We start from the raw sequence: 25,171 nt of genomic DNA on the forward strand, positions 1-25,171 counted from the left end.
GTGAAAACCTCGCTTTTTTATGTTTTTTATTCTTCAGGAAGTGTGGAATCCAGAACACTTTCTATGGTATCCAGCAGTATGGAATCTTCCATATCCGGGTCTAGGGGAAGTGGTTCGTCCAAACTCTCTTCTTCTTCATCCACAAACTGCGAGAACTTATCTATATACTCATTGAAAATGATCGTTTCCGACTCCGCCAGTTCCTTGTCGTTGTTTTCGATTAGGATATCAATGTTCCTGCGGTATGCTTGCATATCGGACAGGATATCGTCAATTTTATCGTATTGTTCATCCAAAGGAATGTTGGCATAATATTCCAAATGTTCTTGATATACTTTTTTGAGCTTGCCGAACAACGCACGGGCCTTTTCGGTCTCACCGACTTTGTAGTACCCATCTACAAATGGTTCCACAAAGGCATAAAAGCCATAATGGTCCACTGGCATGTTGTCCATAGCAATGTTGATCACGTCCTTGGCCTTGTCTATTTTGTTTTCTTCGATAAGGGTTTCCATCAAACGGGCCAAATTGCTCCTAAAGGAGAGCCCTTGGGAACGCGTTTGTGGGTCGTGGTAAATTTCATCGCTTCCTGAGTTGCCCCAATCCCAATCCTTTACAATGTCGTACATCAATTCGGAATCAATACGGCCCATTTCAAAGGAATTTCTATTTGGTGTTTTAATGGGCACCAATTTGTATACCAGGCCATCAAGCTGAAGATAATCCTTCATCCAAATGTATTCGGCGCTATCAAAACTACCCCCGGAGAAATAGATGGGGCGTTTCCAATCGTTGTTGGCGATAAGATCCAGCATCAGAATTCTATTTTTTGGAAGTGCGCTCTGTGGTAAATCAATATCAATATAATCCACAATAAGGGCGGAATCTTTTTCCTTGACCAACCCACTTTCCAGTACATTTTGTTTGTTGACCGGAATCCTAATCTTATTGGTGGGATAGTACACAATATCCAAGGTGCTTTCCGAATAGTTACTCAAATCGGCACCTTGATTGGTTAAAATATGTCTGAACTTGGTTTGGGGTTTATCGCTCCCGATCCAGTTCATAAAATCTTTGATGTTCCATCGGTTTTCAGTAATGCCTTGATAATAAACTGCATCCCTTGTTCCATAGCTGTACTTGTCGTGGGTCAATTGCGATGGTATGGGGTCGCTCTCGTAGGCTTTACGTTTCATCTGGTCTATGTACCAGTCGGTGGCAAAAAGACTGGTGTTTACCACACGAACATCGGTTCTATAGTTTTCAATTTCCTGTGCATACCAGATCGGGAAGGTATCGTTGTCCCCAATAGTGAACAGAATTGCCCCTGCATCTTCTTGGCAGGAATCGAGATAGGCTTTAGCGGTTGCTGGTGCGGTGTATCGGTCGGATCTATCGTGATCGTCCCAGTTTTGGAAGGCCATCAACAGGGGTACAGCCAATAGGCATAAGGTTGTAATGGCAGGTGCAGCAATTTTGGCCGAAATCAGTTTTTTAAATTCTTCAAACAGGCCGTAGACCCCAATACCAATCCAAATACAGAAAACATAAAAGGATCCCACCAAAGAATAATCCCTTTCCCTAGGTTGGAAAATGTAGGGGTTGGTGTAGAACTGAATGGCCAGTCCCGTAAACATGAAGAATACGAAGAGGACCCAAAATTGTTTCGGGTTTTTGGATATCTGGAATACAATGCCCAAAATTCCGAGAAGCAACGGTAGGAAGAAATAGGTGTTGCGCCCTTTGTTGTTTTTCCAGTCGCTGGGTAGGTTTTCTTGGCTTCCCAGACGGATGCCATCAATAAAATTAATGCCGCTCAGCCAGTTCCCGTTTTCATCGTATCTACCTTGTACATCGTTTTGCTTTCCGACAAAATTCCACATAAAGTAGCGCATGTACATGTAGCTGAACTGGAAATCGAATAGGTATTCGATGTTTTGCCATACGGTTGGTGGTTCCACTTCAATGTACTCTCCAAATTCGCGCAAAAAGCGAATATATTGTTCGGTGTCGAGTTCTCCTTGTGAGTATGCTGTTTTAAATTGGTTTACGGCATCCCTAAGATCGTTGTTTGAGATGTATTCCGATTTTATCCGAAATTCCAGTGCACCAAAATAGCGCATGTAATTTTCGGCATGCTGGTCGCTCCACATTCTGGGCAAAATGCCCACATGCTTTTCGTTGGGCCCGGGCAAGGCATCTTTGTAGTGGTTTACAATAACATATTTGCCCAGTTCCAGGTCTTTTTCATATTTGGGACTGTCATCCCTATCTTCTCCAGCAGGAGCAAAGGTATCCGAATAATAAGCGCCATAAACAGGACTGTCCACACCGGGATATTGTTCCCTGTTGTAGTAGGCCAAAAGGGCTCTTGCATCGGCAGGGTTGTTTTCGTTGACCACGGTTTTGGCGTTTGCACGAATGGGAAGCATCAACCAAGACGAGAATCCAAGAAAAAGGAACATGAGGCAAAGTACCACGATGTTTGCATTGTAGTAATTATGTTTTCGGGTATATTTCAAACCAAAATAGAAAGCAGCAACAAATAGGAGTCCCATAATAATGGAACCTGAGTTGAACGGAAGGCCAATCTCATTGATAAAGAAAACCTCGCTCCAGCCAAAAAGCTCCAATACATAGGTCAAAGAGAATTTGTAAACCAGAATGAGCACCGCCACCACTGCAATATTGGCCAACAAAAAGTTCTTTACCGTTGTGGTCTTGTACTTTTTAAAGTAATAGAGCAAACCTATTGATGGAATGGCCAAAAAGCCCATAAACTGGATTCCGAAGGTAAGGCCGATCACAAAACAGATAAGCATAAGCCAACGGTGGCCCCTGGGGTCGCCCAAGTTGTCGGTCCACTTTAAGCCCAGCCAGAGCAACAGGGCCATAATTAAACTGGCCATGGCGTATACTTCGGTCTCTACGGCATTGAACCAAAAACTATCTGAGAATGTAAAGGCAAGCGCCCCAACAAGTCCGCTTCCTAAAACAGCAATAGCTTTGCTATTGGTCATTTTACTCTTTTTGGAAACCAATTTCCCGACCAAATTGGTAATGGTCCAGAAAGTGAACAATACGGCAAATGCACTCGAAACAACGGAGACTGCATTAACCATAAGGGCTATTTTGGTTGCATCGCCAAAGGCAAACATGGCAAAGAAAGCCCCTATCATTTGCAACAATGGTGCCCCTGGTGGGTGCCCAACCTGCAATTTTGCTGAAGTGGAAATATATTCCCCTGCATCCCAAAAACTTCCTGTGGGTTCAACGGTCAGGGCATAAACTATAAACGCGATGGCGAAGGAAACCCACCCAAGGATGGTATCCCATTTTTTGAAGTCTTTTGCAAACATAGAGTTGGTTATTAACCGAATTGTGGCGAATTTAGTAAATCTAGAACAGATGCCTAACCCTTTTTGGAAAACCTTTAACACCCTTGTTCAAGAAAAATAGGGTGCATTCTTGTGAAAAATATTTGTTGAAACCAAAGTTTGTTATAAATTTGCACGCTCAAATACGGTACTGGCCTATGGTGTAATTGGTAACACAGCTGATTTTGGTTCAGTCGTTCAAGGTTCGAGTCCTTGTAGGCCAACAGAAAGCCCCTTAAATCAATGATTTAAGGGGCTTGTTTTTTTATACCGGATTCTTTTAAACACACTCCCTGTCCAACCTGGGAACAGGTCTGTATGTATAATACTGTAAAACTTCCTCCAAAGCCATTTTAAGGGCTTTGTTTATGGGTATTGTTTTGGAGCCCAATTGAAAATCGATTTGGCTCAATTGCATGTAATAGTCTGTAAAGACGGGGATATGCATTGTTTCTTTTAAAATAGCTTCGGATACAACCAGATAGTTATCGGTCTGCTCTTCTTTGATGGTTTTACAGGTTGCCAATCGTAAATTGCCATATTTGTCCCTGTTCGCGGCGTAGCCAAATAACCTGCATATTAAGCCTCTATGGCGGTAACTCCCACAATGGCCTTTACCTATAATGGAAACAGGTGTCAGTATAAAGCAGGACATAATCGGGTATTCGTTGATGCTTGTAAGTGCATCCTCCGCTTTGCCAGATAAAAATAGATGAAATGCCCAAGGTAAAAACTCCAAAGGAGAAACTTCAATATTAGGGTAAGTACAACATTTTCCACAACCCGAAACACATCCAATTCCAGATGCTTCTTGAAATTGATGGGTTTCTTTCTCCAATTGATCAAATAACTTTTCAACCAATTGAACTTTATTTTCCAGTGTCATTATTCTTTACCGAAAGTATGTTTTATTTCGATACAGGGGCAAGATATTTTCAATTGAATTTTTGATACTCCTTTATGTGGGAAATACCAATGGAAAAGGTCTTTCAGCTTGAAGCATTACAACAATTGTGAATCACCTAAAAGAGGTATTTATCTGGTTTTGGGCAATACATTAGTTGTTGTTCACGCGGTAAGTTACCCCTCGGTTGGTGATGACTCTTCCCGTTTTAACGGTCAAAGATGCCTGGTCCGAAGTAATTGGACTGCAGCTTCCGGTACTGTTGGATGCAAGTACACGGAAGATATATCCATTTTTAGAGGTATCCGGCGAGTTTACGCTGAGGTTGGCTGTTTGCGTTCCCGAATATTCAGCTCCATCCGAGATAGGGGCAAAATTACTTCCTCCATCTGTACTTATCTCCCATTGATAGGTGTCTACGTTGGTAACCGTAACCGAGAAACTTCCATTATTGCCCATAACAACTGTTTGGTCTGTGGGTTGTGATGATATGGTGAATGGTGTTATCGTAATGGTCTGCTCCACATCGGTGGTGTTTCCGGCCGTATCCGTAATCCTATATGTACGAGTAATGATTTCGGGCTTGCTTCCTCCATCGCTAACGTCACTCACAAAAGTTACCGTTGGATTTGGATCGCAATTATCAGCTTCATCTGTTATTACGGTTACATCTGGTGTAGGAATGTCAGCCGAACAATTTACCGCTATTGGATCTGGAGCACTTGCTGTAGGTGCTGTTGTCTCTACAGTGATCATTGTTGTAGCTGCTAAGTCTGGATGAGTGGGGTCGCCGGGCATACCTCCGTATTCCACCAAATATCCTTTTGGTTGATAATCCCCGCTGGCAGCTCCTGTGTTGGAAAGGTCGTTCCAAGACCCGGGCAATCCAACCCCTGGAGCAGTGATGTGGGCATAATCCTCGTCTCCCGATTGATTGGGTTCGCCAGAATTCCAAAATTCATAGGCAAAGGCGGTTCCACCACCAGTTCCCCTCCAGAACAAGGTTCCTGCCTCAGGACCGGTTACCCAGTACCAATCTCCTTCGGTGGCGGCATCACTTGCCCCGATCCAACCTGCTCCAGGTGCTTGTGAGCCCAACAGGTCCGATTCATCTTGAATTGAAATGGTGGCCAAATAGCCTTGGAGACCATAAAATGTTCTTAAGGCTGCGGCATCGCGGGCAGCGGTCCAAGTAATTCCTTCGGAAGGAACATACTCATAATAATGCCCTGTCGATTCCAAATAGTTGGCCTCGTTCATTACTATGGAAAAAGTTCTTGTATCGCCACTGCTTACGGTGGCCGTAGTTTGAAAAACTACAGCGCCAATGGCTGCCTCAAATTCGGCCAAAGTCGCTGGTCCATCAAGTAAAAGCCTTCCCTCTGAAGTATCCCAACTAGCTGTAATGTTTGGGTGTGTGCCGGTTAGGCTTAAAACATCGCCAGAAACATCGTAATTGGATGTGACTTGTATGTACACGGCGTCCAGTGTACTGCTATCGGCATCAGTAATATCTACACTTTCAACAACAGAAATTGTATCGCTGGGACAAAAAATTTGGTCTCCCGTAGCTGTAATGGATGGTGGTTCGTTATCGTCAAAAGTACCATCCCTAAAATCCAAGTCACCTCCCGAGGCAACATCGCCATCGGAATCGGGTAGCATTAAAGAACCGCCGTTGGAGTTCATAGGGTTGTCTATAGTCCCCCCGGGGTCGGAATACCCGGTCGAGCCATCCATATTGTTGTCCAGGCCATCATTATCACTGTCCGATCCAGTTAGGGTAAGCGTAGCCTCAATGGTATCCGATGCCCCATCATTATCGCTGTCGGTATCCATAAAATCGGGAGTGCCATCACCATCGGTGTCCACAGCGGATAAACCGCTTCCTTCGTAGGCATCATCCAGTCCATTGTTATTGGCATCAACTCCCGAAGGGGCTATATAGTTCAAGGATGTTTGTGCTTCCACATTATCGGGTATGCCATCGCCATCACTATCCAGATCTTGGTAATTAGGTATGCCGTCGCCATCGGTATCGACCGTGGTACAATCTACAGACCCGCCGTAACTGGCGCCATAAACCCTTGCGCCCACTTGCCAAGCAATTACTTTGATGTATTGCAGACTAGGTCCGTTTACGGTGAAAGTTACTTCACGAATGGAACCTGGAGAGGTACCATTGGCCCCAGCTAACCATCCTTCATTATCTCCTGCGGCATTGGAACGCTGTATCTGCATGTTGGTGCTCGTAACCGCTGGATCTGCACCCAAAAAAACACTTAATGTGGTTCCGTCGGGCACGGGTTGGGCAAATCGTAATAATATTTCGGACTGATCTTCATAGGTGTAAACTGAATTATAGGCGTAAGTAGTCCCGGGATTGCCTTCAGCATTGGATGGTGTCCTAAAGTGAGCAAGATCGCTGGCTGTTTGGACAAAATTCCCAGAGGCCCCGCCACATTCATCAGTATCAAGGATTCCATCGTTGTCATCATCAATATCGGTCACATCATCAACACCATCCCCATCAAGGTCGGCACTGCCCACACTACAATTTGAGTATAGTTTTGAAAATGGGACATTTTGTTTGGACAAGGAAGGTCCTTGATATTGTACGTTCAGTGTTTCACCGCCCCCGTTTTCAAAAAATAGAACGGTAATGTCATGCAGTCCAGTGGTCAGCGAAATGTTGCCAGACCTTTCTTGTGTGCCGTGGTTTCCATCATTGTCAACCACTTCGGTTCCATCAATAAAAAGCTTGGAGCCGTCGTCCGATGATGTAAAAAAGGTATACGAGCCTTCCGTATCAATCTGAATGTAGCCCGAATATCGAATACTGAAATCGTCGGCATCGCCGGGGTCTTCTTGGTTTTGTAGTGCATCAACATTAAAACTGGTAAAAGTCCCGGTCCCCTGATAACCCGTTGTGGGAATATTGTCCGTGGTGTACCCGGAAGGTGCACTATCATAAAATTGAAAATCAATTTCACCATTACATAGGTCTAGGTTTCCTTCTACTATGACATCGTCTATATAATAATATTCGTTGCCTGAGTCGTTGTACATGCGCACCCTGATCTCCAAAGTGGAGCCCGTTGAAGGGAGGTTAACTGTATAAGATGTATCCAGCGGGTCCGAAGTAGCCCCAGAGACACTTACAAACTCTACCCAAGAACCTCCGTCAAGCCGGTATTGGCCAATAAAGTAGTCCTCCCACCAATCCATATCACCCCCATTGTTCACCCAAGTTGCCATACTAAAACTTACCTCGGTATAGCCATAAATATTTATGGGGTCTGTTTGCCAAACGCCTTCTCCGTCTAAATTATTGGCTCGTAATTCGTTGCTCCGAACAGATAGTCTGTTCCCCCGATTGGTTGTCCAATCAGAGGCCGAAGGACCTGATGCTGTGCCACTTTGTGTATTGTTGTTATAGGAGAAGCTTTCGCTCCAAATAGTGGTTTGGGAAAATGAAAGAAATGTTCCCAATAGGAAAAATGCAATGATCAGCATCCATCCATTCGGAAAATGATTCATCTTCTTATCGAAGAAAGAGGTTGTGCCCATGTACTTTAATTGATTGTACTACAAAATTAGCGGGGGTTCTTTAGCTTCAAAATATTTGTTGTGAAAGGGGGTGAAACGAATGTTAACCCTATAATAATGTAGGGATTGTTGTTATTGTGTTTGTAAATCACCCTGTAAATGGCATTCATGTTCTACAGGATTATTGGGAAGCCGGTCATTTATAAATTATTGTAATGCACTGAAAAGTAGATGGCAAAAGCTTTATTTTTGTGGTTGAATGAGTTGCACATGCGATATTATTTGTTGTATATTTGCAAAACTGAACGGATATAAAAGTATTCATGAGGGGACCTTGAGTCCCCTCTTTTATTACTGATTTCTTATGTTGAAGGATAAAGTGAAGCAATTGTTGGACAATGCACTGGAAGAACATTCTTCCTTGTTCTTGGTTGATTTTACGGTTGGCGGCGATAATAGCATCAAAGTCGTTTTGGACGGTGATCAAGGAGTTAGTCTGCAAGATTGTATGAACGTTAGCCGGGCCATTGAACATAACTTGGATCGTGAGGAGGAAGATTTTTCCTTGGAGGTGACATCGGCTGGAGCTACATCGCCTTTGCAATTGCCGCGTCAGTACAACAAAAATATTGGAAGAAAATTACAGGTGAAGACCAGCTCCGGGAAATTGGAGGGAACACTGGTGGAAACCTCGACAGATAGTATTACCTTGGAATGGAAGGCGCGAGAGCCCAAACCAGTGGGTAAAGGAAAGATTACAGTGCAGAAAAAGCAGGAAATCGCATTTTCTGATATTCAAGAGGCAAAAGTTAAATTAAAATTTTAATTGTAGTAGAAAATGGAAAACCTAGCGCTCATCGAATCCTTTTCGGAGTTTAAGGACGATAAGTTTATTGACAGGGTTACCCTTATGGCGATTTTGGAAGAAGTGTTCCGAAGTGCGCTCAAGAAAAAATTTGGTTCTGACGACAATTTTGATATTATTATCAACCCCGATAAAGGGGATTTGGAGATATGGAGAAACCGTGTGGTTGTTGAAGATGGTGAAGTAGAAGAACCCAACGAGGAAATATCCTTGTCCGAAGCTAGAAAAATCGAACCCGATTTTGAGGTGGGCGAAGACGTTTCGGAAGAGGTGAAGCTGATTGATTTGGGTAGGAGGGCGATTTTGGCATTGCGTCAGAACCTGATCTCCAAAATCCATGAGCACGACAATACCACCATCTACAAGCAATTTAAGGACTTGGAAGGTGAAATCTATACGGCTGAGGTGCACCATATAAGACATCGTGCGGTTATTTTGTTGGATGATGAGGGAAACGAGATCATCCTTCCAAAAGAAAAACAGATTCCTTCCGACTTTTTCCGTAAAGGGGACAACGTTCGTGGTATTATCGAGAGTGTGGAGCTTAAAGGGAACAAGCCTACCATTATCATGTCCAGAACCTCACCGATTTTCTTGGAGCAATTGTTCTTCCAGGAAATTCCTGAGGTGTTCGATGGATTGATCACCATTAAAAAAGCGGTTCGTATCCCTGGTGAAAAAGCTAAGGTCGCAGTTGATTCTTACGATGATAGAATTGACCCCGTTGGAGCCTGTGTGGGTATGAAAGGGTCCCGAATCCACGGAATTGTGCGTGAGTTGGGCAACGAAAACATTGATGTGATCAACTGGACCAACAACCCACAATTAATGGTGACCCGGGCACTTAGTCCTGCTAGGGTGTCGTCCGTTAAATTGAACGACGAGAAAAAAACAGCTCAAGTATACCTTAAGCCAGAGGAAGTTTCCAAGGCCATTGGTAGGGGTGGGCATAACATACGATTGGCAGGTCAATTGACTGGTTACGAAATAGATGTGTTCCGTGAAGGTGTGGAGGAAGATGTGGAGTTGACCGAGTTTTCCGATGAGATAGAAAGCTGGGTGATCGAAGAATTCAAGAAGATTGGATTGGACACTGCACGTAGCGTTTTGGAGCAAGATGTAAAAGATTTGGCAAAGCGAACCGATCTAGAAGAAGAAACAATCCAAGAGGTCGTTCGCATCCTCAAGGAAGAATTTGAAGATTAGGCTTATATTAGCAGCGAAAATTTAGGGCAAGTAAAATTATTTATGGCAGAAAATCCAACAATACGACTTAACAAAGTTCTTAGAGAATTGAACATTTCACTGGATAGGGCAGTCGATTACCTAGCCTCGGAGGGGCACGAGGTAGAGGCGCGTCCTACCACTAAAATATCCAATGAGGTGTATCAAGTTCTGTTGGATGAATTCCAAACGGATAAGAGCAAAAAGGTTGCTTCCAAGGAAGTTGGTGAAGAAAAGCGCAAGGAAAAGGAGGCCATCCGAATCCGAATGGAAAAAGAACAAGAAGAGCGCAGATTGGCCAAAGAGAAAAAAGAAGCGGAACAGCAAGTTGTAAAAGCCAAGGCCGAACTTTCCGGGCCCAAGACCGTGGGTAAAATTGATTTGGATAAAAAACCAGATAAACCCAAGGAAGAGGAGCCGAAACAGGAAGAAGCGCCAAAAGCTGAGCCGGAAAAAGCCAAAGAAGAAGTAAAAGAAGTGGCGCCAGCCAAAGAAAAGACTGAAAAGTTGGAAGCTGAGGCCCCAGAAAAGAAAGAGGCTGAGGCCAAAGAAGAAAGTGCCGAAAGCAAAGAAGAGTCAGAAGGAGCCGAAAACGGAACCATAAAGACAAAATACCAAAAGCTTTCAGGCCCCAAGATAACCGGGGATAAAATTGACCTTTCCCAGTTCAAGAAACCTGCCAAAAAGAAGAAAGAGGATAGCCAAAAAGCCAAAGGCGGTTCATCCGATGCCGGAGAGCGTAAAAAACGCCGAAGAAGAATTGTGAAGAATGGCCCACAAGCTGGTGGTGGCCGAAATATAAGAGGAGGTGCTGCAAGAAAAGGACAGCGTTCAACTGCGCCTAAAGTAGAGCCAACCGAGGAGGAAGTACAAAAACAAGTACGGGAAACCTTGGAGAAGCTTCAAGGCAAATCCAGTAAGGGCAAAGGCGCCAAATATCGTAGGGAAAAGAGAGATCAGCACCGTCAACAAACGGAGAAAGATCTTGAGAAACAAGAAATGGAGAGCAAAATCCTCAAGGTGACCGAGTTTGTTACGGTCAATGAGCTTGCAACCATGATGAATGTTTCCACGACCCAGATTATTTCGGCCTGTATGTCCTTGGGTATCATGGTAACGATGAACCAGCGTTTGGATGCCGAAACCCTTTCCATCGTGGCTGATGAATTTGGTTACGAAGTTGAATTTGTAACCGCTGAAATCGAAGAAACCATCGAAGAGGTAGAGGATGTCCCTGAGGATTTAAAATCCCGTGCACCCATAGTTACCGTTATGGGGCACGTAGACCACGGTAAAACATCCTTGTTGGATTATGTTCGTCAAGAAAACGTAATCGCTGGCGAGAGCGGTGGAATTACACAGCACATCGGAGCCTACGGAGTTTCGTTGGAAGATGGACAAAAAATAACATTCTTGGATACACCGGGTCACGAGGCGTTTACCGCAATGCGAGCCCGTGGCGCCCAAGTAACGGATATTGCCATTATTGTAATTGCCGCGGACGATGATATTATGCCTCAGACCAAAGAGGCGATAAGCCATGCCCAGGCAGCGGGGGTGCCGATTGTATTTGCAATCAACAAAGTTGATAAACCTACAGCAAACCCCGATAAGATCAAAGAGGGCTTGGCCAGTATGAACCTGTTGGTGGAAGACTGGGGAGGAAAAGTTCAGTCCCACGATATTTCTGCCAAAACAGGGGAAGGGGTTAAAGAACTGTTGGAGAAAGTACTGTTGGAGGCCGAGTTGTTGGAACTTAAAGCAAATCCGAACAGGCTTGCATCCGGTACGGTTGTAGAAGCTTTCTTGGATAAAGGTAGAGGGTATGTGGCCACGATCTTGGTGCAGACCGGTACCTTGAACATAGGTGATTACGTTTTGGCCGGAACCTGTAGTGGTAAGGTCAAGGCAATGCACGATGAAAGAGGTAAGAACATAGAAAGTGCCGGGCCATCCACGCCAATTTCAATTTTGGGATTGGATGGAGCGCCACAGGCAGGTGATAGATTCCATGTGTTGGAAGATGAGCGTGAGGCAAAACAGATTGCAGCAAAGCGCTCGCAGTTGCAACGTGAGCAATCCGTAAGAACACAACGCCATATCACCTTGGATGAAATTGGACGTAGAATCGCCTTGGGCGACTTCCAGGAATTGAACATTATCCTTAAAGGTGATGTGGATGGTTCGGTGGAGGCCTTGACGGATTCGTTCCAAAAATTGTCCACCGACGAGATACAGGTGAATATTATCCATAAAGGAGTTGGGGCCATAACAGAGTCCGATGTGTTGTTGGCAAGTGCTTCCGATGCGATTATAATCGGATTTAACGTACGGCCAATGGGCAATGCCAGGACCATTGCGGATAAGGAGGAAATCGATATCAGGACGTACTCCATCATTTATGATGCGATCAACGACCTTAAAGATGCCATGGAAGGTATGTTGTCCCCAGTGATGAAAGAAGAAATCACGGGTAACGCCGAAGTTAGGGAAACCTTCAAGATTTCCAAGATCGGAACCATTGCCGGTTGTATGGTCACCAGTGGTAAAATATTCAGGAATTCACGCATCAGGTTGATCAGGGACGGTGTTGTAATCTACACTGGGGAATTGGCCTCGTTGAAACGATTTAAAGATGATGTCAAGGAAGTGTCCAAAGGATATGATTGTGGACTACAGGTTAAAAACTACAATGATGTTAGGGAGGGTGATATTATAGAAGCCTTCCAAGAAGTAGCAGTGAAGAAAAAGCTGTAGGAAGAGATGATCGAATAAAAAAAATCCCGCCTTTAAAGCGGGATTTTTTTATGGCTAAGATTCTTTTTCTTTCGGTTTTAGTAGCATGGCATGCGGATATTTTTTACGCACCTCCAAATACTTCCTTTCGGCCTCCAATTTGGTCTTGAACCGTCCCAGTCTAACTCGGTAGGTGGGGGATTCAAACTCTATTTTGGAATACCAGTCCGGGAAATCAACTTCCACTTGGTTCAAGAGATCCAATGCTTTTTTATAGTTGCCAAAACCTACTTGAATCTGATAATATCCGGTATTGGAGCTAACCTTGGTGTAGAGTTTTACCAATTCATCGATCTTTGGGTCTTGTTGAATGTTCACTTGGGCGTTCTGAGCCGAAAGATGCGTTGTTAAGCCAATTAAAATTGCTGCAAATACAGTGGTTTTCATATTGTTCCTTTGTTGTATCGTTTACGCTTGTTGCAAATGTAGATTATTATGGGTTAATCATGTGGGAGCAATGTTATTTAGAATCCTTATAAATTATAAGTTATAAATACCTTAACATTTCAAAAAATGACTGTATGTCTTACTTTTGTTGCCATTCTTGGCAGGGTAAAAAGCTATTGCTCTCAAACTCAATAGAAAGAATCATGCCAAAGATTTCGATAGAAATTTCACGAATATGAAAAAGGTTTTATACCGCCATCTATTTTCTAAAGTTTTAGGTTTAACTTTCCTATTGTTCTCATCATCTTTTTATGCACAGGAAGAGGCTGAGGTCGCTACGGATGCTGCAGCGGAACAAACTGCCGATGCTGTTGGGGGCGACCCGGTAAAGGGGAAGCAATTGTTTAACCAGAACTGTGCTGCATGTCACTCCTTGGACAGGAAAATGACCGGTCCTGCATTGGCCAATGTGGAAACAAGGTTGATGGAAGATGAGGGGTTGGATAAAGAATGGATCTATGAGTGGATAAAAAACAGTCCTGCTGTTATATCTTCCGGCGATGCCTATGCAAACAAGATTTACGCAGAGTACAATCAGGCGGCAATGACGCCATTTCCAACATTGTCGAACGAGGATATTGACGATATTTTGGCTTATACAGCCGCACCTCCATCTACACCTGCAGCTACTGCAACTGCAACAACGGCTGGAGGAGAGGCAACTGGTTCGAGTTCGGGAATATCCAATGAGATGATTCTTGGGGCCTTGGCCTTGGTATTCGGTCTTTTGGTGGTCATGTTGGTCTTGGTGAACAAGACCTTGCGAAGAATCGCCGAAGCCAATGGGGTTGTTCTTGAGAAGGAAAAAGAAAAGCGTTTGCCTCTTTGGAAAGCATTTGTCCAAAACCAGTTCTTGGTTTTGGTAAGTGTGGTGTTCCTGCTATTGGCCAGTGCCTATTTCGCCTATGGTTGGATGATGCAAATTGGTGTGGATCAAGGTTATGCCCCTGTGCAGCCAATCCATTTCTCGCACAAAATTCACGCTGGTGACAATAATATTGACTGTAAATACTGTCATTCTTCTGCTAGGGTGTCAAAAACTTCAGGGATTCCATCTTTGAATGTTTGTATGAACTGTCACAAATCCATATACGAATACACCGGTAATCCGGAAGGTCCATCTGCAGAGGATTTGGCAGCAGGCCATACCAATGAATTTTATACCGGGGAAATCAAAAAATTATACAAGGCAGTAGGCTGGGATGAAGAAAACCAAAGCTATACGGGCGAGACACAACCTGTAGAGTGGGTCAGGATTCACCAATTGCCCGATTTTGCCTATTTCAACCACTCCCAGCACGTTTCTGTTGCCGGTGTCGAGTGCCAGACTTGTCACGGCCCGGTCGAGGAAATGGAGGTTGTGGAGCAGTTCGCTCCATTGACCATGGGGTGGTGTATCAATTGTCACCGCGAGACCAATGTCAAGGTTCAGGGCAATGCTTACTACGAAGCGATTCACGAGGAGTTGTCCAAGAAGTATGGGGTAGAGAAATTGACCGCCGCCATGATGGGTGGTCTTGAATGTGGAAAGTGTCACTATTAAGAATTAAAAGAAGATAATCTCAGATATATCGTATGGCATCAAACAAAAAATATTGGAAAAGTGAAGCGGAGCTGAATCCGAACGATTCCATTGTTGAGGCGCTAAAAAACAACGAGTTTACCGAAGAGATTCCCGTTGATGAATTTTTGGGCGACAAGGAAAACCTGTCTTCCTCGAACACATCCCGTAGGGATTTCTTGAAATATGTAGGTTTTAGTACGGCAGCCGCTACAGTGGCGGCCTGTGAGGGCCCTGTTCATAAATCCATTCCCTATGTGGTGCAACCGGACAGTATTGTTCCCGGAGTGGCCAATTACTATGCCACTACCATTGCGGACGGTTTTGATTTTGCCAGCATCTTGGTGAAGACCAGGGAGGGAAGGCCCATCAAAATTGAAAACAATGCCGACGCCAAGGTCAACGGAGGTGCCAATGCAAGGGTGCAGGCTTCTGTTTTGACCTTGTACGATAGCAAAAGGGTTCAGGGGCCAATGGCCAATGGTGAGCCCGTGGAATGGAAGGTGTTGGATGCAACCGTTAGGGCCAAGTTGAATGCCTTGAAGGGTTCAAGCAAGCAGGTGGTTTTGTTGACGCAGACTCACGCCAGTCCCTCAACTGCAAAATTAATATCTGAGTTTAAGGCAACATACGGAGAAAATGTGAACCATGTGGTTTACGATGCCATTTCCGAAGATGCCGCATTGAATGCATACCAAAAAGCTTATGGTGAGCGTGCCTTGGCCGATTACGATTTTGAGAAGGCCGATTTGATCGTTTCTTTCGGAGCGGATTTTCTTGGGGATTGGCAAGGTGGGGGTTACGACTCTGGCTATGCCAGAGGGCGTGTTCCAAAAAATGGAAAAATGTCGAGACACGTTCAGTTGGAGGCTAACATGTCTTTGACGGGTGCCAATGCCGACAAGCGATATCCGATGACGCCTACACAGCAAAAAATTGCCCTTGCCAAATTGTATGGTAAGTTGAACGGCAGTAGTGTTGGTGGAGGTACCTCTGATGTTGATCAAGCTGTTGATAAAGTTGCGGCCGAGATCAAAAAAGCAGGTAGCAAAGCAGTTGTTGTAAGCGGTCTTAATGACGAAAATGCACAGACTGTTGTGTTGGCCATCAACAAATTATTGGCCAGCGAAGCCTTTGATCCTGAAAAACCAAAATATGTACGCCAAGGTGATGCTGCAAAAGTGGCCAAATTGGTTGCCGATATGAACGCAGGACGTGTTGGGGCATTGATCATGGACGGCGTTAACCCAGCGTATACATTGCCAAATGCTGAAGAGTTCCTCTCCGGGCTTGAGCAAGTGGACGTGTCGGTTGACTTTGCATATATCAATGATGAAACGGCACAAGCGTCCAGTTATGTGGCTGCAGCTTCACATTATCTGGAGTCTTGGGGTGATGCCCAGTTCAAAAAAGGAGAATACAGCTTGATGCAACCAGCCATTCGCGAGTTGTTTGATACAAAACAGTTTCAAACAGCACTTTTGACATGGATGGGTGTCGAGAAAACATACTACGAGTACATAAAGGAAACTTGGAGTGCAGATGTGCTTCAGGGTGGATCTTGGAACCAAGCATTGCAAGATGGTGTGTTCGCCGCACCTGCAGTGGCTATTGAAGATACTGAGGCAACAACTATTACTGCATCTGAAGAAGGTCAGCCTGAAATAGTTCCGATAGCCTCTGCAATCCGTTCTTTGGTAAATTCAACAAGCCCGGGCACTGAGTTGGTGCTCTATTCCAAAGTTGGGATGGGTGATGGCCGTCAGGCCAACAACCCTTGGTTGCAAGAGTTCCCCGATCCTATTTCCAGGGTGTCTTGGGACAATTATGTAACGGTTTCCAAAGCTGATGCAGAAGCTTGGGGACTTGAAAATACAATTGAGGCCGATGGTGGTGTTAATGGTAGCTACGTGAAATTGACCGTGGATGGTAAAGTGTTGGATAGTGTTCCGGTAATTGTCCAGCCAGGTCAGGCAATAGGTACTGTTGGTCTATCTTTTGGTTATGGTAAAAAAGCTGGAATGCAAGAGGAGATGGCCACTGGGGTCAACGCATATACTTTGTATGGAAACTTCTCCAATGTCCAGTCCGTAACTGTCGAAAAGTCGGACGGGGTACACGAGTTTGCTTGTATCCAATCACATAAAACATTGATGGGTAGAGGGGATATCATCAAGGAAACCTCCTTGGAAATATTCAATACCAAAGACCATGCGGAGTGGAACCCAATGCCTCACGTATCATTGAATCACCAAGAAATTCCAGTGACTTCGCCGGATGCGGATCTATGGGATGAATTTGATAGAAGCATTGGACATCACTTTAATTTGTCCATCGACTTAAATGCATGTACCGGATGTGGTGCTTGTGTTATAGCATGTCATGCAGAGAACAACGTTCCTGTTGTTGGTAAAGCTGAAATGCGTCGTTCAAGGGATATGCACTGGTTGCGAATCGACAGGTATTATTCTTCCGAAGAGACCTTTGAAGAGGATAACGAGAAGAAGGAAAGCATGGATGGTCTTTGGGGAGAAAAAGGTTCTCTTGGCGGATTCAGGGAGATGGAAGATCCATCTGCCAACCCACAAGTGGCTTTCCAACCTGTAATGTGCCAGCACTGTAACCATGCACCTTGTGAAACGGTTTGTCCAGTGGCTGCTACATCGCACAGTAGGCAAGGTCAAAACCATATGGCTTATAACAGATGTGTAGGTACTAGATATTGTGCCAACAACTGTCCATATAAAGTTCGTAGGTTCAACTGGTTCTTATATAGTGATAACGACGAGTTTGACTTTAACATGAACAACGACTTGGGTAAAATGGTTATTAACCCAGATGTTAATGTACGTTCAAGGGGTGTTATGGAGAAATGCTCCATGTGTATTCAAATGACCCAAAAAACCATTTTGGATGCCAAGAGAGATGGAAGAGTGATCAAGGATGGTGAGTTCCAAACAGCCTGTTCCGCAGCATGTAGCAGTGGAGCCATGGTGTTTGGTGATATCAATGACCACGACAGTAAAGTGGCAGCCTTGAAAGAAGATGATAGAATGTACCATTTGTTGGAGCATGTAGGAACAAAACCAAATGTGTTCTACCATGTGAAGGTTAGAAACACCAACGAGGCTTAATCAATAAAAAAGAAGTAACTAGAAGATAAATTATGGCGTCGCATTACGAAGCACCTATTCGAAAGCCCTTAGTGGTCGGAGACAAAGGATACCACGATGTAACAGTGGACATTGCCCGTCCGGTTGAGGGAAAGGCCAATAAACAATGGTGGATTGTATTCTCCATTGCATTAGTGGCATTCCTCTGGGGTCTAGGATGTATCATTTATACCATTTCCACGGGTATTGGGGTTTGGGGTCTTAACCGAACCGTTAACTGGGCCTGGGATATCACCAACTTTGTATGGTGGGTAGGTATTGGTCACGCAGGTACACTTATTTCGGCTGTACTCTTGCTTTTCCGTCAAAAATGGAGAATGGCGATTAACCGTTCTGCAGAGGCGATGACCATTTTCTCGGTTGTACAGGCAGGTTTGTTCCCGATTATCCACATGGGACGTCCATGGTTGGGTTACTGGGTACTTCCCATTCCTAACCAATTCGGTTCGCTTTGGGTGAACTTTAACTCGCCCTTGCTTTGGGACGTGTTTGCGATATCAACCTATCTTTCGGTATCATTGGTATTTTGGTGGACAGGTCTTTTACCTGACTTTGCCATGATTCGCGACAGAGCGGTAAAACCGTTCCAAAAGAAAATATATAGCCTGTTGAGCTTTGGTTGGACAGGTCGCGCAAAGGATTGGCAGCGTTTTGAGGAGGTTTCCTTGGTATTGGCCGGTTTGGCCACGCCTTTGGTACTTTCGGTACACACCATTGTATCCTTTGACTTTGCTACCTCGGTAATTCCAGGATGGCACACCACGATTTTCCCACCGTACTTTGTTGCAGGTGCGATTTTCTCTGGATTTGCCATGGTGAACACACTTTTGATCATTATGCGAAAAGTGTGCAGCCTTGAAGCCTATATCACCGTACAGCATATCGAATTGATGAACATTGTAATCATGATTACGGGATCCATCGTAGGATGTGCCTATATCACGGAGTTGTTCATTGCATGGTACTCCGGTGTGGAGTACGAGCAGTACGCCTTCTTGAACAGGGCTACAGGACCTTACTGGTGGGCTTACTGGTCCATGATGACCTGTAACGTGTTCTCCCCACAGTTTATGTGGTTCAAAAAATTGCGTACCAGCATCATGTTCTCTTTCTTTATCTCTATTGTAGTGAATATTGGTATGTGGTTCGAGCGTTTCGTAATTATCGTAACCTCATTGCACAGGGATTACTTGCCGTCTTCTTGGACCATGTTCTCCCCGACTTTTGTGGATATCGGAATCTTTGTCGGAACCATCGGATTCTTCTTTGTACTGTTCCTGTTGTATTCAAGGACATTTCCTGTAATTGCACAGGCTGAGGTAAAATCAATCTTGAAATCATCGGGGGAGAAATACAAAAAACTAAGGGATGCGGGAAAACCTTTGTATCAAATGCCACAAGGTGTAAACAAGGTGGTCAGCTACGATGAGCCTATTGCCGATGATGTTTTGATGGGCGAGCCCAAACCAACGGTTGGCGATAAAGTAGGAGTTTCTGAACTGTTGAGCGCTATCGGAACTTTTGATTCGGCAACAGAAACCCCCGACGATTTGAAAAAAATAAAAGGTGTGGGCCCTGAAATGGAACGTACCTTGAACGAGATAGGTATTTTTACCTATGTACAGGTCGCTAGAATGACAGAAAAAGAGTATGATTTGCTGGACTCCATTACAGGAAGATTCCCAGGTCGTGCACAGCGCGATGATTGGGCCGGTCAAGCAAAGTTGTTAAACGATAAAAAATAATTATGGCATCAAAAGTTATACAAGCACTTTACAACGATGACGATGTGTTGATGCATGCCGTAAAAAGGGTTAGGGCAGAGCACCATCATATTGAGGAAGTGTACACTCCGTTTCCTGTTCACGGTCTGGACAAGGCGATGGGACTGGCGGATACCCGGATAGCTATTACCTCTTTCCTGTACGGATGTTTGGGGTTGACGGTTGCCGTAGTTATGATGAACTATATCATGATCGAGGATTGGCCACAGGACATCGGTGGCAAGCCAAGCTTTAGTTACTTGGAAAACATGCCGGCCTTTGTTCCGATCATGTTCGAGCTTACGGTTTTCTTTGCAGCCCACTTAATGGTGATCACCTTTTACCTAAGAAGTAGAATGTGGCCGTTCAAAAAAGCGGAAAACCCCGATAAACGTACAACCGACGACCACTTTTTAATGGAAATAGGGTTGCACGATAACGAAAATGAACTTGCCGATTTGTTGTGGGAAACAGGTGCGGTAGAAGTAAAAGTTACAGAAAAGGAGTCTTAATAATATGAAGCAATTAGGTAAAATAAGTGTTGCTTTGGTCTTGGTGATGTTCGCAACTTCTTGCGCGGACAAGAACAGTCCAAACTACCAATTCATGCCAAACATGTACGAACCTGTAGGATATGAGACCTATCAAGGTGTGGACAATGGGTTGTTCCCCGATGGGACAGAGGCCCTTTTGCCACCAGAGGGTACCATTTCCAGAGGATACATGCCCTATGGGTTTGAAAACACTCCGGAAGGTAAGGAACTAGCAAGATTGAACAAAAGCCCTTTGGATTCCCTGAAACAAGAAGAGAACTTGGCAAAAGGAGCAGAGCTTTATGCAATTTATTGTGCCGTATGCCATGGGCCAAAAGGAGATGGGCAGGGCAATCTTGTGAAGAGAGAAAAAATATTGGGTGTTCCCAGCTATGATGACGTAGCTAGGGATATTACAGTTGGAACCACATATCACACAATCTATTACGGATTGAACTCCATGGGCTCATACGCCTCTCAGTTTGCCAGTGAGGAGGAGATGTGGCAAGTGTCCGAATATGTAATGAAGTTAAAGGAAGACCTAACAAAATAATAGGATAAGAAGAAACTATGTACACCTTTTCAAACAAACTTAGAATAGGATCTTTCATAGCCATGGGGCTTGGATTTATATTCCTTGTAATTGGTTTTATGTCTGCCCCATCAACTGTAGAAGAGGCCAAGGCCATGGTAGCAGTACATGACGATGGTCATGGTGGTGGGCATGCAGAGGAAGCAACCGATGGCCATGGTGAAGAACAAGGTCACGGTGCAGAAGCTTCTCATGGGGAAGAACACGACGCATCCCACGACACCCATTTATTGCACCAATTGCAAAATAGGCCATGGTCCGCACTATACGTAGCTGCATTCTTTTTCTTTATGATATCATTGGGTGTCTTGGCATTTTATGCCATACAGCGCGCCGCACAAGCAGGTTGGTCCCCATTGCTCTTTAGGGTCATGGAAGGAATTACAGCTTATCTGGTTCCGGGCGGAATCATCGTATTTGTGATTTTGTTGTTGTCCACATTGCACATGAACCACATGTTTGTATGGATGGATCCCGAAGTAGTGGCACACGATAAATTGCTGCAAGGTAAAGCCGGATACTTGAACCCGACCTTCTTTTTGATAAGAGCGGCCATATACTTGGGTGGATGGATTTTTTACCGCCAATATTCAAGAAAACTGTCCTTGGCACAGGATGAGTCCGATGATAACAGCAACTTTGTGAAAAACTTCAGATGGTCCGCTGGTTTCTTGGTATTCTATTTGGTAACCGAATCCATGATGTCCTGGGACTGGATTATGAGTGTAGATCCACACTGGTTCAGCACCCTGTTCGGATGGTATGTGTTTGCCAGTATGTTCGTTTCGGGCATTACAGTAATTGCAATGGTAACCGTTTACTTAAAGTCAAAAGGATATTTGGAAGATGTAAATGACAGCCATATCCACGATTTGGCCAAGTTTATGTTCGGTATCAGTATCTTCTGGACCTACCTTTGGTTCGCCCAATTCATGTTGATTTGGTATGCTGATATACCAGAAGAGGTAACCTATTTCGTGGCGAGGATTCAAGATTATAAACTGCCGTTCTTTGGAATGTTGGCCTTGAACTTTATATTCCCATTATTGGTACTTATGAACAGTGATTACAAAAGAATCAATTGGTTTGTAATCATGACAGGTATTGTGGTACTATTTGGCCACTATATGGATATATTTAATATGATAATGCCCGCAACAGTTGGCGACCAATGGTATATTGGCTTGCCAGAGATTGGTGGTATTTTGTTCTTCGGAGGTTTGTTTGTGTTCTGGGTGTTCACAGCTTTGACAAAGGCACCATTGCAGCCCAAGCGAAACCCTTTTATTGAGGAGAGTAGACATTTTCATTATTAATACAATACGATTTAAGTCTTAGATAGATATACGATGACTGCATTATTAACATTAACTGTTTTAGTACTGGTTGCGATTGCAATTTGGCAGATGACCAAGATTTTTGAACTATCGCAAACTAAAACAGAGTACGATGAGATCGCGAACGATTCCGATAATAAAAATAACGGCTATCTTTTATTCGCCTTCCTGATTTTTATTTACGGAATAACTATTTTCAGTTTTGCCAAGTATTATAAGATGCTTTTGCCTGAGGCCGCATCCGAGCACGGGGCAGATTATGACCAATTGATGTGGGTCTCTTTTGCAATTATATTCTTTGTTCAAACCATAACCCAAGCTTTGCTCCACTATTTTGGATATAAGTATAGGGGAGAAAAAGGTAAAAAGGCACTATTCTTTGCCGATAACGACCGATTGGAGTTTATCTGGACCATTATTCCAGTAATTGTACTGGCAGGTCTGATCCTATGGGGATTGTACACTTGGACCAATATCATGGACATCAATGATGATGATGATCCGTTGGTCGTGGAACTTTACGCACAACAATTTAACTGGACTGCCAGATACGGTGGAGATGACAACGTTCTTGGTGAAGCCAATGTTCGTTTGATCGATATTGCCAATGCCAATGTGCTCGGTTTGGATGAGTCCGACCCCAACGCCGAAGACGATATTATAGTTAAGGAACTGCACTTGCCCGTAGGAAGGAAAGTGAACTTTAAAATGAGGTCGCAAGATGTACTGCACTCTGCATACATGCCTCACTTTAGGGCGCAAATGAACTGTGTGCCCGGTATGATTACCCAGTTCTCTTTTACACCAACAGTTACAACAGAGGAAATGCGTTTAAACCCGGATGTTGTGGACAAGGTAAAAAGAACCAATGCCATTAGGGCACAAAAGGCAGCAGAAGGGATACCCAATAACGAACCGTGGGAGTTCGATTACGTATTGCTGTGCAACAAAATATGCGGAAAATCCCATTATAACATGCAGATGAAGATTATAGTGGAAACCGAGGAAGAGTTCAATAAATGGCTTGCTGAACAGAAAACCTTTAAAGAAACTGTTATGGTCGATGACACGGAGCAAGCACTTAACTTGGAAGATGATGCTGATATCGAATTGAGCGAAACAGCTTCGGTAGAATAACAAACAAAAGAGAATAACGAAATAAATTATTTGGAATATGTCTGAAGTAGCCCATGTAAATCACGATGATCACCACGATGATCACGGACATCACCATAAGGAAACCTTCATAACAAAATATATTTTCAGTCAGGACCATAAGATGATATCCAAGCAATATCTCATTACTGGTCTTATTATGGGATTCATCGGTATAGCCATGTCATTGCTGTTCAGAATGCAATTGGCTTGGCCAGGCGAATCCTTTGGGGTTTTTGAAGCTGTTTTGGGCAAATGGGCTCCAGATGGTGTAATGGATGCCGATATCTATTTGGCATTGGTTACCATTCACGGTACATTAATGGTGTTCTTTGTATTAACGCAGGGATTGAGCGGTACTTTCAGTAACCTGTTGATTCCATTGCAAATCGGTGCCAGGGATATGGCGTCAGGATTCATGAACATGGTTTCTTACTGGATGTTCTTCGTATCCTCTGTGATCATGATTATTTCATTGTTCGTGGAAGCTGGACCTGCAGCAGCAGGTTGGACCATCTATCCACCATTGAGTGCACTGCCCATGGCTCAGCCAGGTTCTGGTATGGGTATGACCCTTTGGCTGGTATCCATGGCCATATTTATCGCATCTTCATTGTTGGGATCGTTGAACTACATTGTTACGGTAATCAACCTAAGAACAAAGGGAATGTCCATGACGCGCTTGCCTTTGACGATCTGGGCATTTTTTGTGACCGCTATTATCGGGGTGGTTTCTTTCCCAGTATTGTTGTCGGCAGCCTTGTTATTGATCATGGATAGAAGCTTCGGAACATCGTTCTTCTTATCGGATATCTTTATCCAAGGAGAAGTATTGCATTACCAAGGAGGTTCCCCTGTATTGTACGAGCACTTGTTTTGGTTCTTGGGCCACCCGGAGGTATATATCGTATTGTTGCCAGCTTTGGGTATTACTTCCGAAGTAATGTCCACCAACGCAAGAAAACCGATCTTTGGATATAGGGCGATGGTTGCATCCATCTTGGCAATTGCATTCCTATCCACTATTGTATGGGGTCACCACATGTTCGTGTCCGGTATGAATCCATTTTTGGGATCTGTATTTACATTTACAACCCTTTTGATTGCGATCCCTTCAGCAGTAAAAGCATTTAACTATATCACGACCCTCTGGAAGGGCAACCTGCAGTTGAACCCTGCAATGTTGTTCTCCATTGGATTGGTATCAACCTTTATCACAGGCGGTCTTACAGGTATTATTTTGGGAGATAGCACTTTGGATATCAACGTTCACGATACCTACTTCGTTGTAGCTCACTTCCACTTGGTAATGGGTATTTCGGCCTTGTATGGTATGTTCGCTGGTATTTATCACTGGTTCCCGAAAATGTTCCAAGGACGAATGATGAACAAGAACTTGGGTTATGTCCACTTTTGGATTACCGCAGTATGTGCCTACGGGGTATTCTTCCCCATGCACTTTGTGGGAATGGCAGGTGTGCCACGTCGTTACTACGAGAATACGGCATTCCCAATGTTCGATGAGTTGACAAACGTCCAAGTATTGATGACCGTATTTGCACTCATTGCAGGTTTGGCGCAGCTGATATTCGTTTACAACTTTATCTCAAGTATTTTCTACGGTAAAAAAGGACCCGTTAACCCATGGGGCTCCAACACATTGGAGTGGACAACGCCACAGGAACACATCCACGGAAACTGGCCGGGTGAAATTCCACACGTTTACCGATGGGCCTACGATTACAGTAAAACATACGAAAATGGAGAGTACATTATTGCAGGACAGGATTTTGTTCCCCAAAACGTTCCACTTCAAGAGAACGAAGAAGAACTCAACCATTAAGAATACATTTATATTAGTGAGAAGGCCCGTCCGTTTTTGGATGGGCTTTTTT

At 44.1% G+C, this 25,171-nt stretch carries 15 protein-coding genes and 1 tRNA gene; 12 read left to right on the forward strand and 4 right to left on the reverse strand.

What is annotated here, in order from left to right:
* Positions 1-26 precede the first annotated feature (26 nt).
* Positions 27-3,359 (reverse strand): glycosyltransferase family 117 protein, encoded by a 3,333-nt coding sequence (locus AC13CC_RS14245; protein WP_482877687.1) that lies wholly within the window; start codon positions 3,357-3,359, stop codon positions 27-29.
* A 170-nt stretch (positions 3,360-3,529) separates the two neighbouring features.
* Here AC13CC_RS14245 and AC13CC_RS14250 point away from each other — a divergent pair.
* A tRNA-Gln gene (locus tag AC13CC_RS14250) sits at positions 3,530-3,601 on the forward strand.
* A gap of 56 nt (positions 3,602-3,657) precedes the next feature.
* On the opposite strand, the gene AC13CC_RS14255 is transcribed toward AC13CC_RS14250, so the two are convergent.
* Positions 3,658-4,239 (reverse strand): YkgJ family cysteine cluster protein, encoded by a 582-nt coding sequence (locus AC13CC_RS14255; RefSeq protein ID WP_482877689.1) that lies wholly within the window; start codon positions 4,237-4,239, stop codon positions 3,658-3,660.
* Between the two features lie 195 nt (positions 4,240-4,434).
* A complete protein-coding gene (locus AC13CC_RS14260) occupies positions 4,435-7,851 on the reverse strand; it encodes a PA14 domain-containing protein (RefSeq protein WP_293167204.1) in 3,417 nt (1,138 codons plus the stop codon).
* A gap of 343 nt (positions 7,852-8,194) precedes the next feature.
* Here AC13CC_RS14260 and rimP point away from each other — a divergent pair, with 343 nt between their 5' ends.
* From rimP to infB, 3 genes are read left to right on the forward strand one after another with little or no spacing between them, the layout of a single operon-like run.
* A complete protein-coding gene (gene rimP, locus AC13CC_RS14265; protein WP_293167205.1) occupies positions 8,195-8,656 on the forward strand; it encodes a ribosome assembly cofactor RimP in 462 nt (153 codons plus the stop codon).
* Between the two features lie 12 nt (positions 8,657-8,668).
* On the forward strand, positions 8,669-9,901 hold the full coding sequence (nusA, locus tag AC13CC_RS14270; RefSeq protein ID WP_293167206.1) for a transcription termination factor NusA: 1,233 nt from the start codon (positions 8,669-8,671) through the stop codon (positions 9,899-9,901).
* Between the two features lie 42 nt (positions 9,902-9,943).
* A complete protein-coding gene (infB, locus tag AC13CC_RS14275) occupies positions 9,944-12,676 on the forward strand; it encodes a translation initiation factor IF-2 (RefSeq protein WP_326277063.1) in 2,733 nt (910 codons plus the stop codon).
* A gap of 54 nt (positions 12,677-12,730) precedes the next feature.
* Here infB and AC13CC_RS14280 read toward each other — a convergent pair whose 3' ends face one another.
* Positions 12,731-13,102, reverse strand: a complete 372-nt coding sequence (locus AC13CC_RS14280) for an SPOR domain-containing protein (protein ID WP_326277064.1) — start codon at positions 13,100-13,102, stop codon at positions 12,731-12,733.
* Positions 13,103-13,337: 235 nt separating this feature from the next.
* Here AC13CC_RS14280 and AC13CC_RS14285 point away from each other — a divergent pair, with 235 nt between their 5' ends.
* From AC13CC_RS14285 to AC13CC_RS14320, 8 genes are read left to right on the forward strand one after another with little or no spacing between them, the layout of a single operon-like run.
* Positions 13,338-14,705, forward strand: coding sequence for a cytochrome c3 family protein (locus AC13CC_RS14285; protein ID WP_326277065.1), 1,368 nt, complete (start codon positions 13,338-13,340; stop codon positions 14,703-14,705).
* A 32-nt stretch (positions 14,706-14,737) separates the two neighbouring features.
* Positions 14,738-17,857 (forward strand): TAT-variant-translocated molybdopterin oxidoreductase, encoded by a 3,120-nt coding sequence (locus AC13CC_RS14290; RefSeq protein ID WP_482877692.1) that lies wholly within the window; start codon positions 14,738-14,740, stop codon positions 17,855-17,857.
* 32 nt (positions 17,858-17,889) lie between these two features.
* Positions 17,890-19,641, forward strand: a complete 1,752-nt coding sequence (nrfD, locus tag AC13CC_RS14295) for an NrfD/PsrC family molybdoenzyme membrane anchor subunit (RefSeq protein WP_326277067.1) — start codon at positions 17,890-17,892, stop codon at positions 19,639-19,641.
* A gap of 2 nt (positions 19,642-19,643) precedes the next feature.
* Entirely contained in the window at positions 19,644-20,171 is a 528-nt protein-coding gene (locus tag AC13CC_RS14300) for a DUF3341 domain-containing protein (RefSeq protein ID WP_326277068.1), read from the forward strand.
* A gap of 4 nt (positions 20,172-20,175) precedes the next feature.
* A complete protein-coding gene (locus AC13CC_RS14305; protein ID WP_326277069.1) occupies positions 20,176-20,745 on the forward strand; it encodes a c-type cytochrome in 570 nt (189 codons plus the stop codon).
* A 17-nt stretch (positions 20,746-20,762) separates the two neighbouring features.
* A complete protein-coding gene (locus AC13CC_RS14310) occupies positions 20,763-22,100 on the forward strand; it encodes a quinol:cytochrome C oxidoreductase (RefSeq protein ID WP_482877694.1) in 1,338 nt (445 codons plus the stop codon).
* Positions 22,101-22,133: 33 nt separating this feature from the next.
* Positions 22,134-23,258 (forward strand): cytochrome c oxidase subunit II, encoded by a 1,125-nt coding sequence (locus AC13CC_RS14315; protein ID WP_482877695.1) that lies wholly within the window; start codon positions 22,134-22,136, stop codon positions 23,256-23,258.
* Positions 23,259-23,295: 37 nt separating this feature from the next.
* On the forward strand, positions 23,296-25,119 hold the full coding sequence (locus AC13CC_RS14320) for a cytochrome c oxidase subunit I (protein ID WP_482877696.1): 1,824 nt from the start codon (positions 23,296-23,298) through the stop codon (positions 25,117-25,119).
* Positions 25,120-25,171: the final 52 nt, after the last annotated feature.

Source organism: Flagellimonas sp. L-11, from assembly GCF_056857735.1.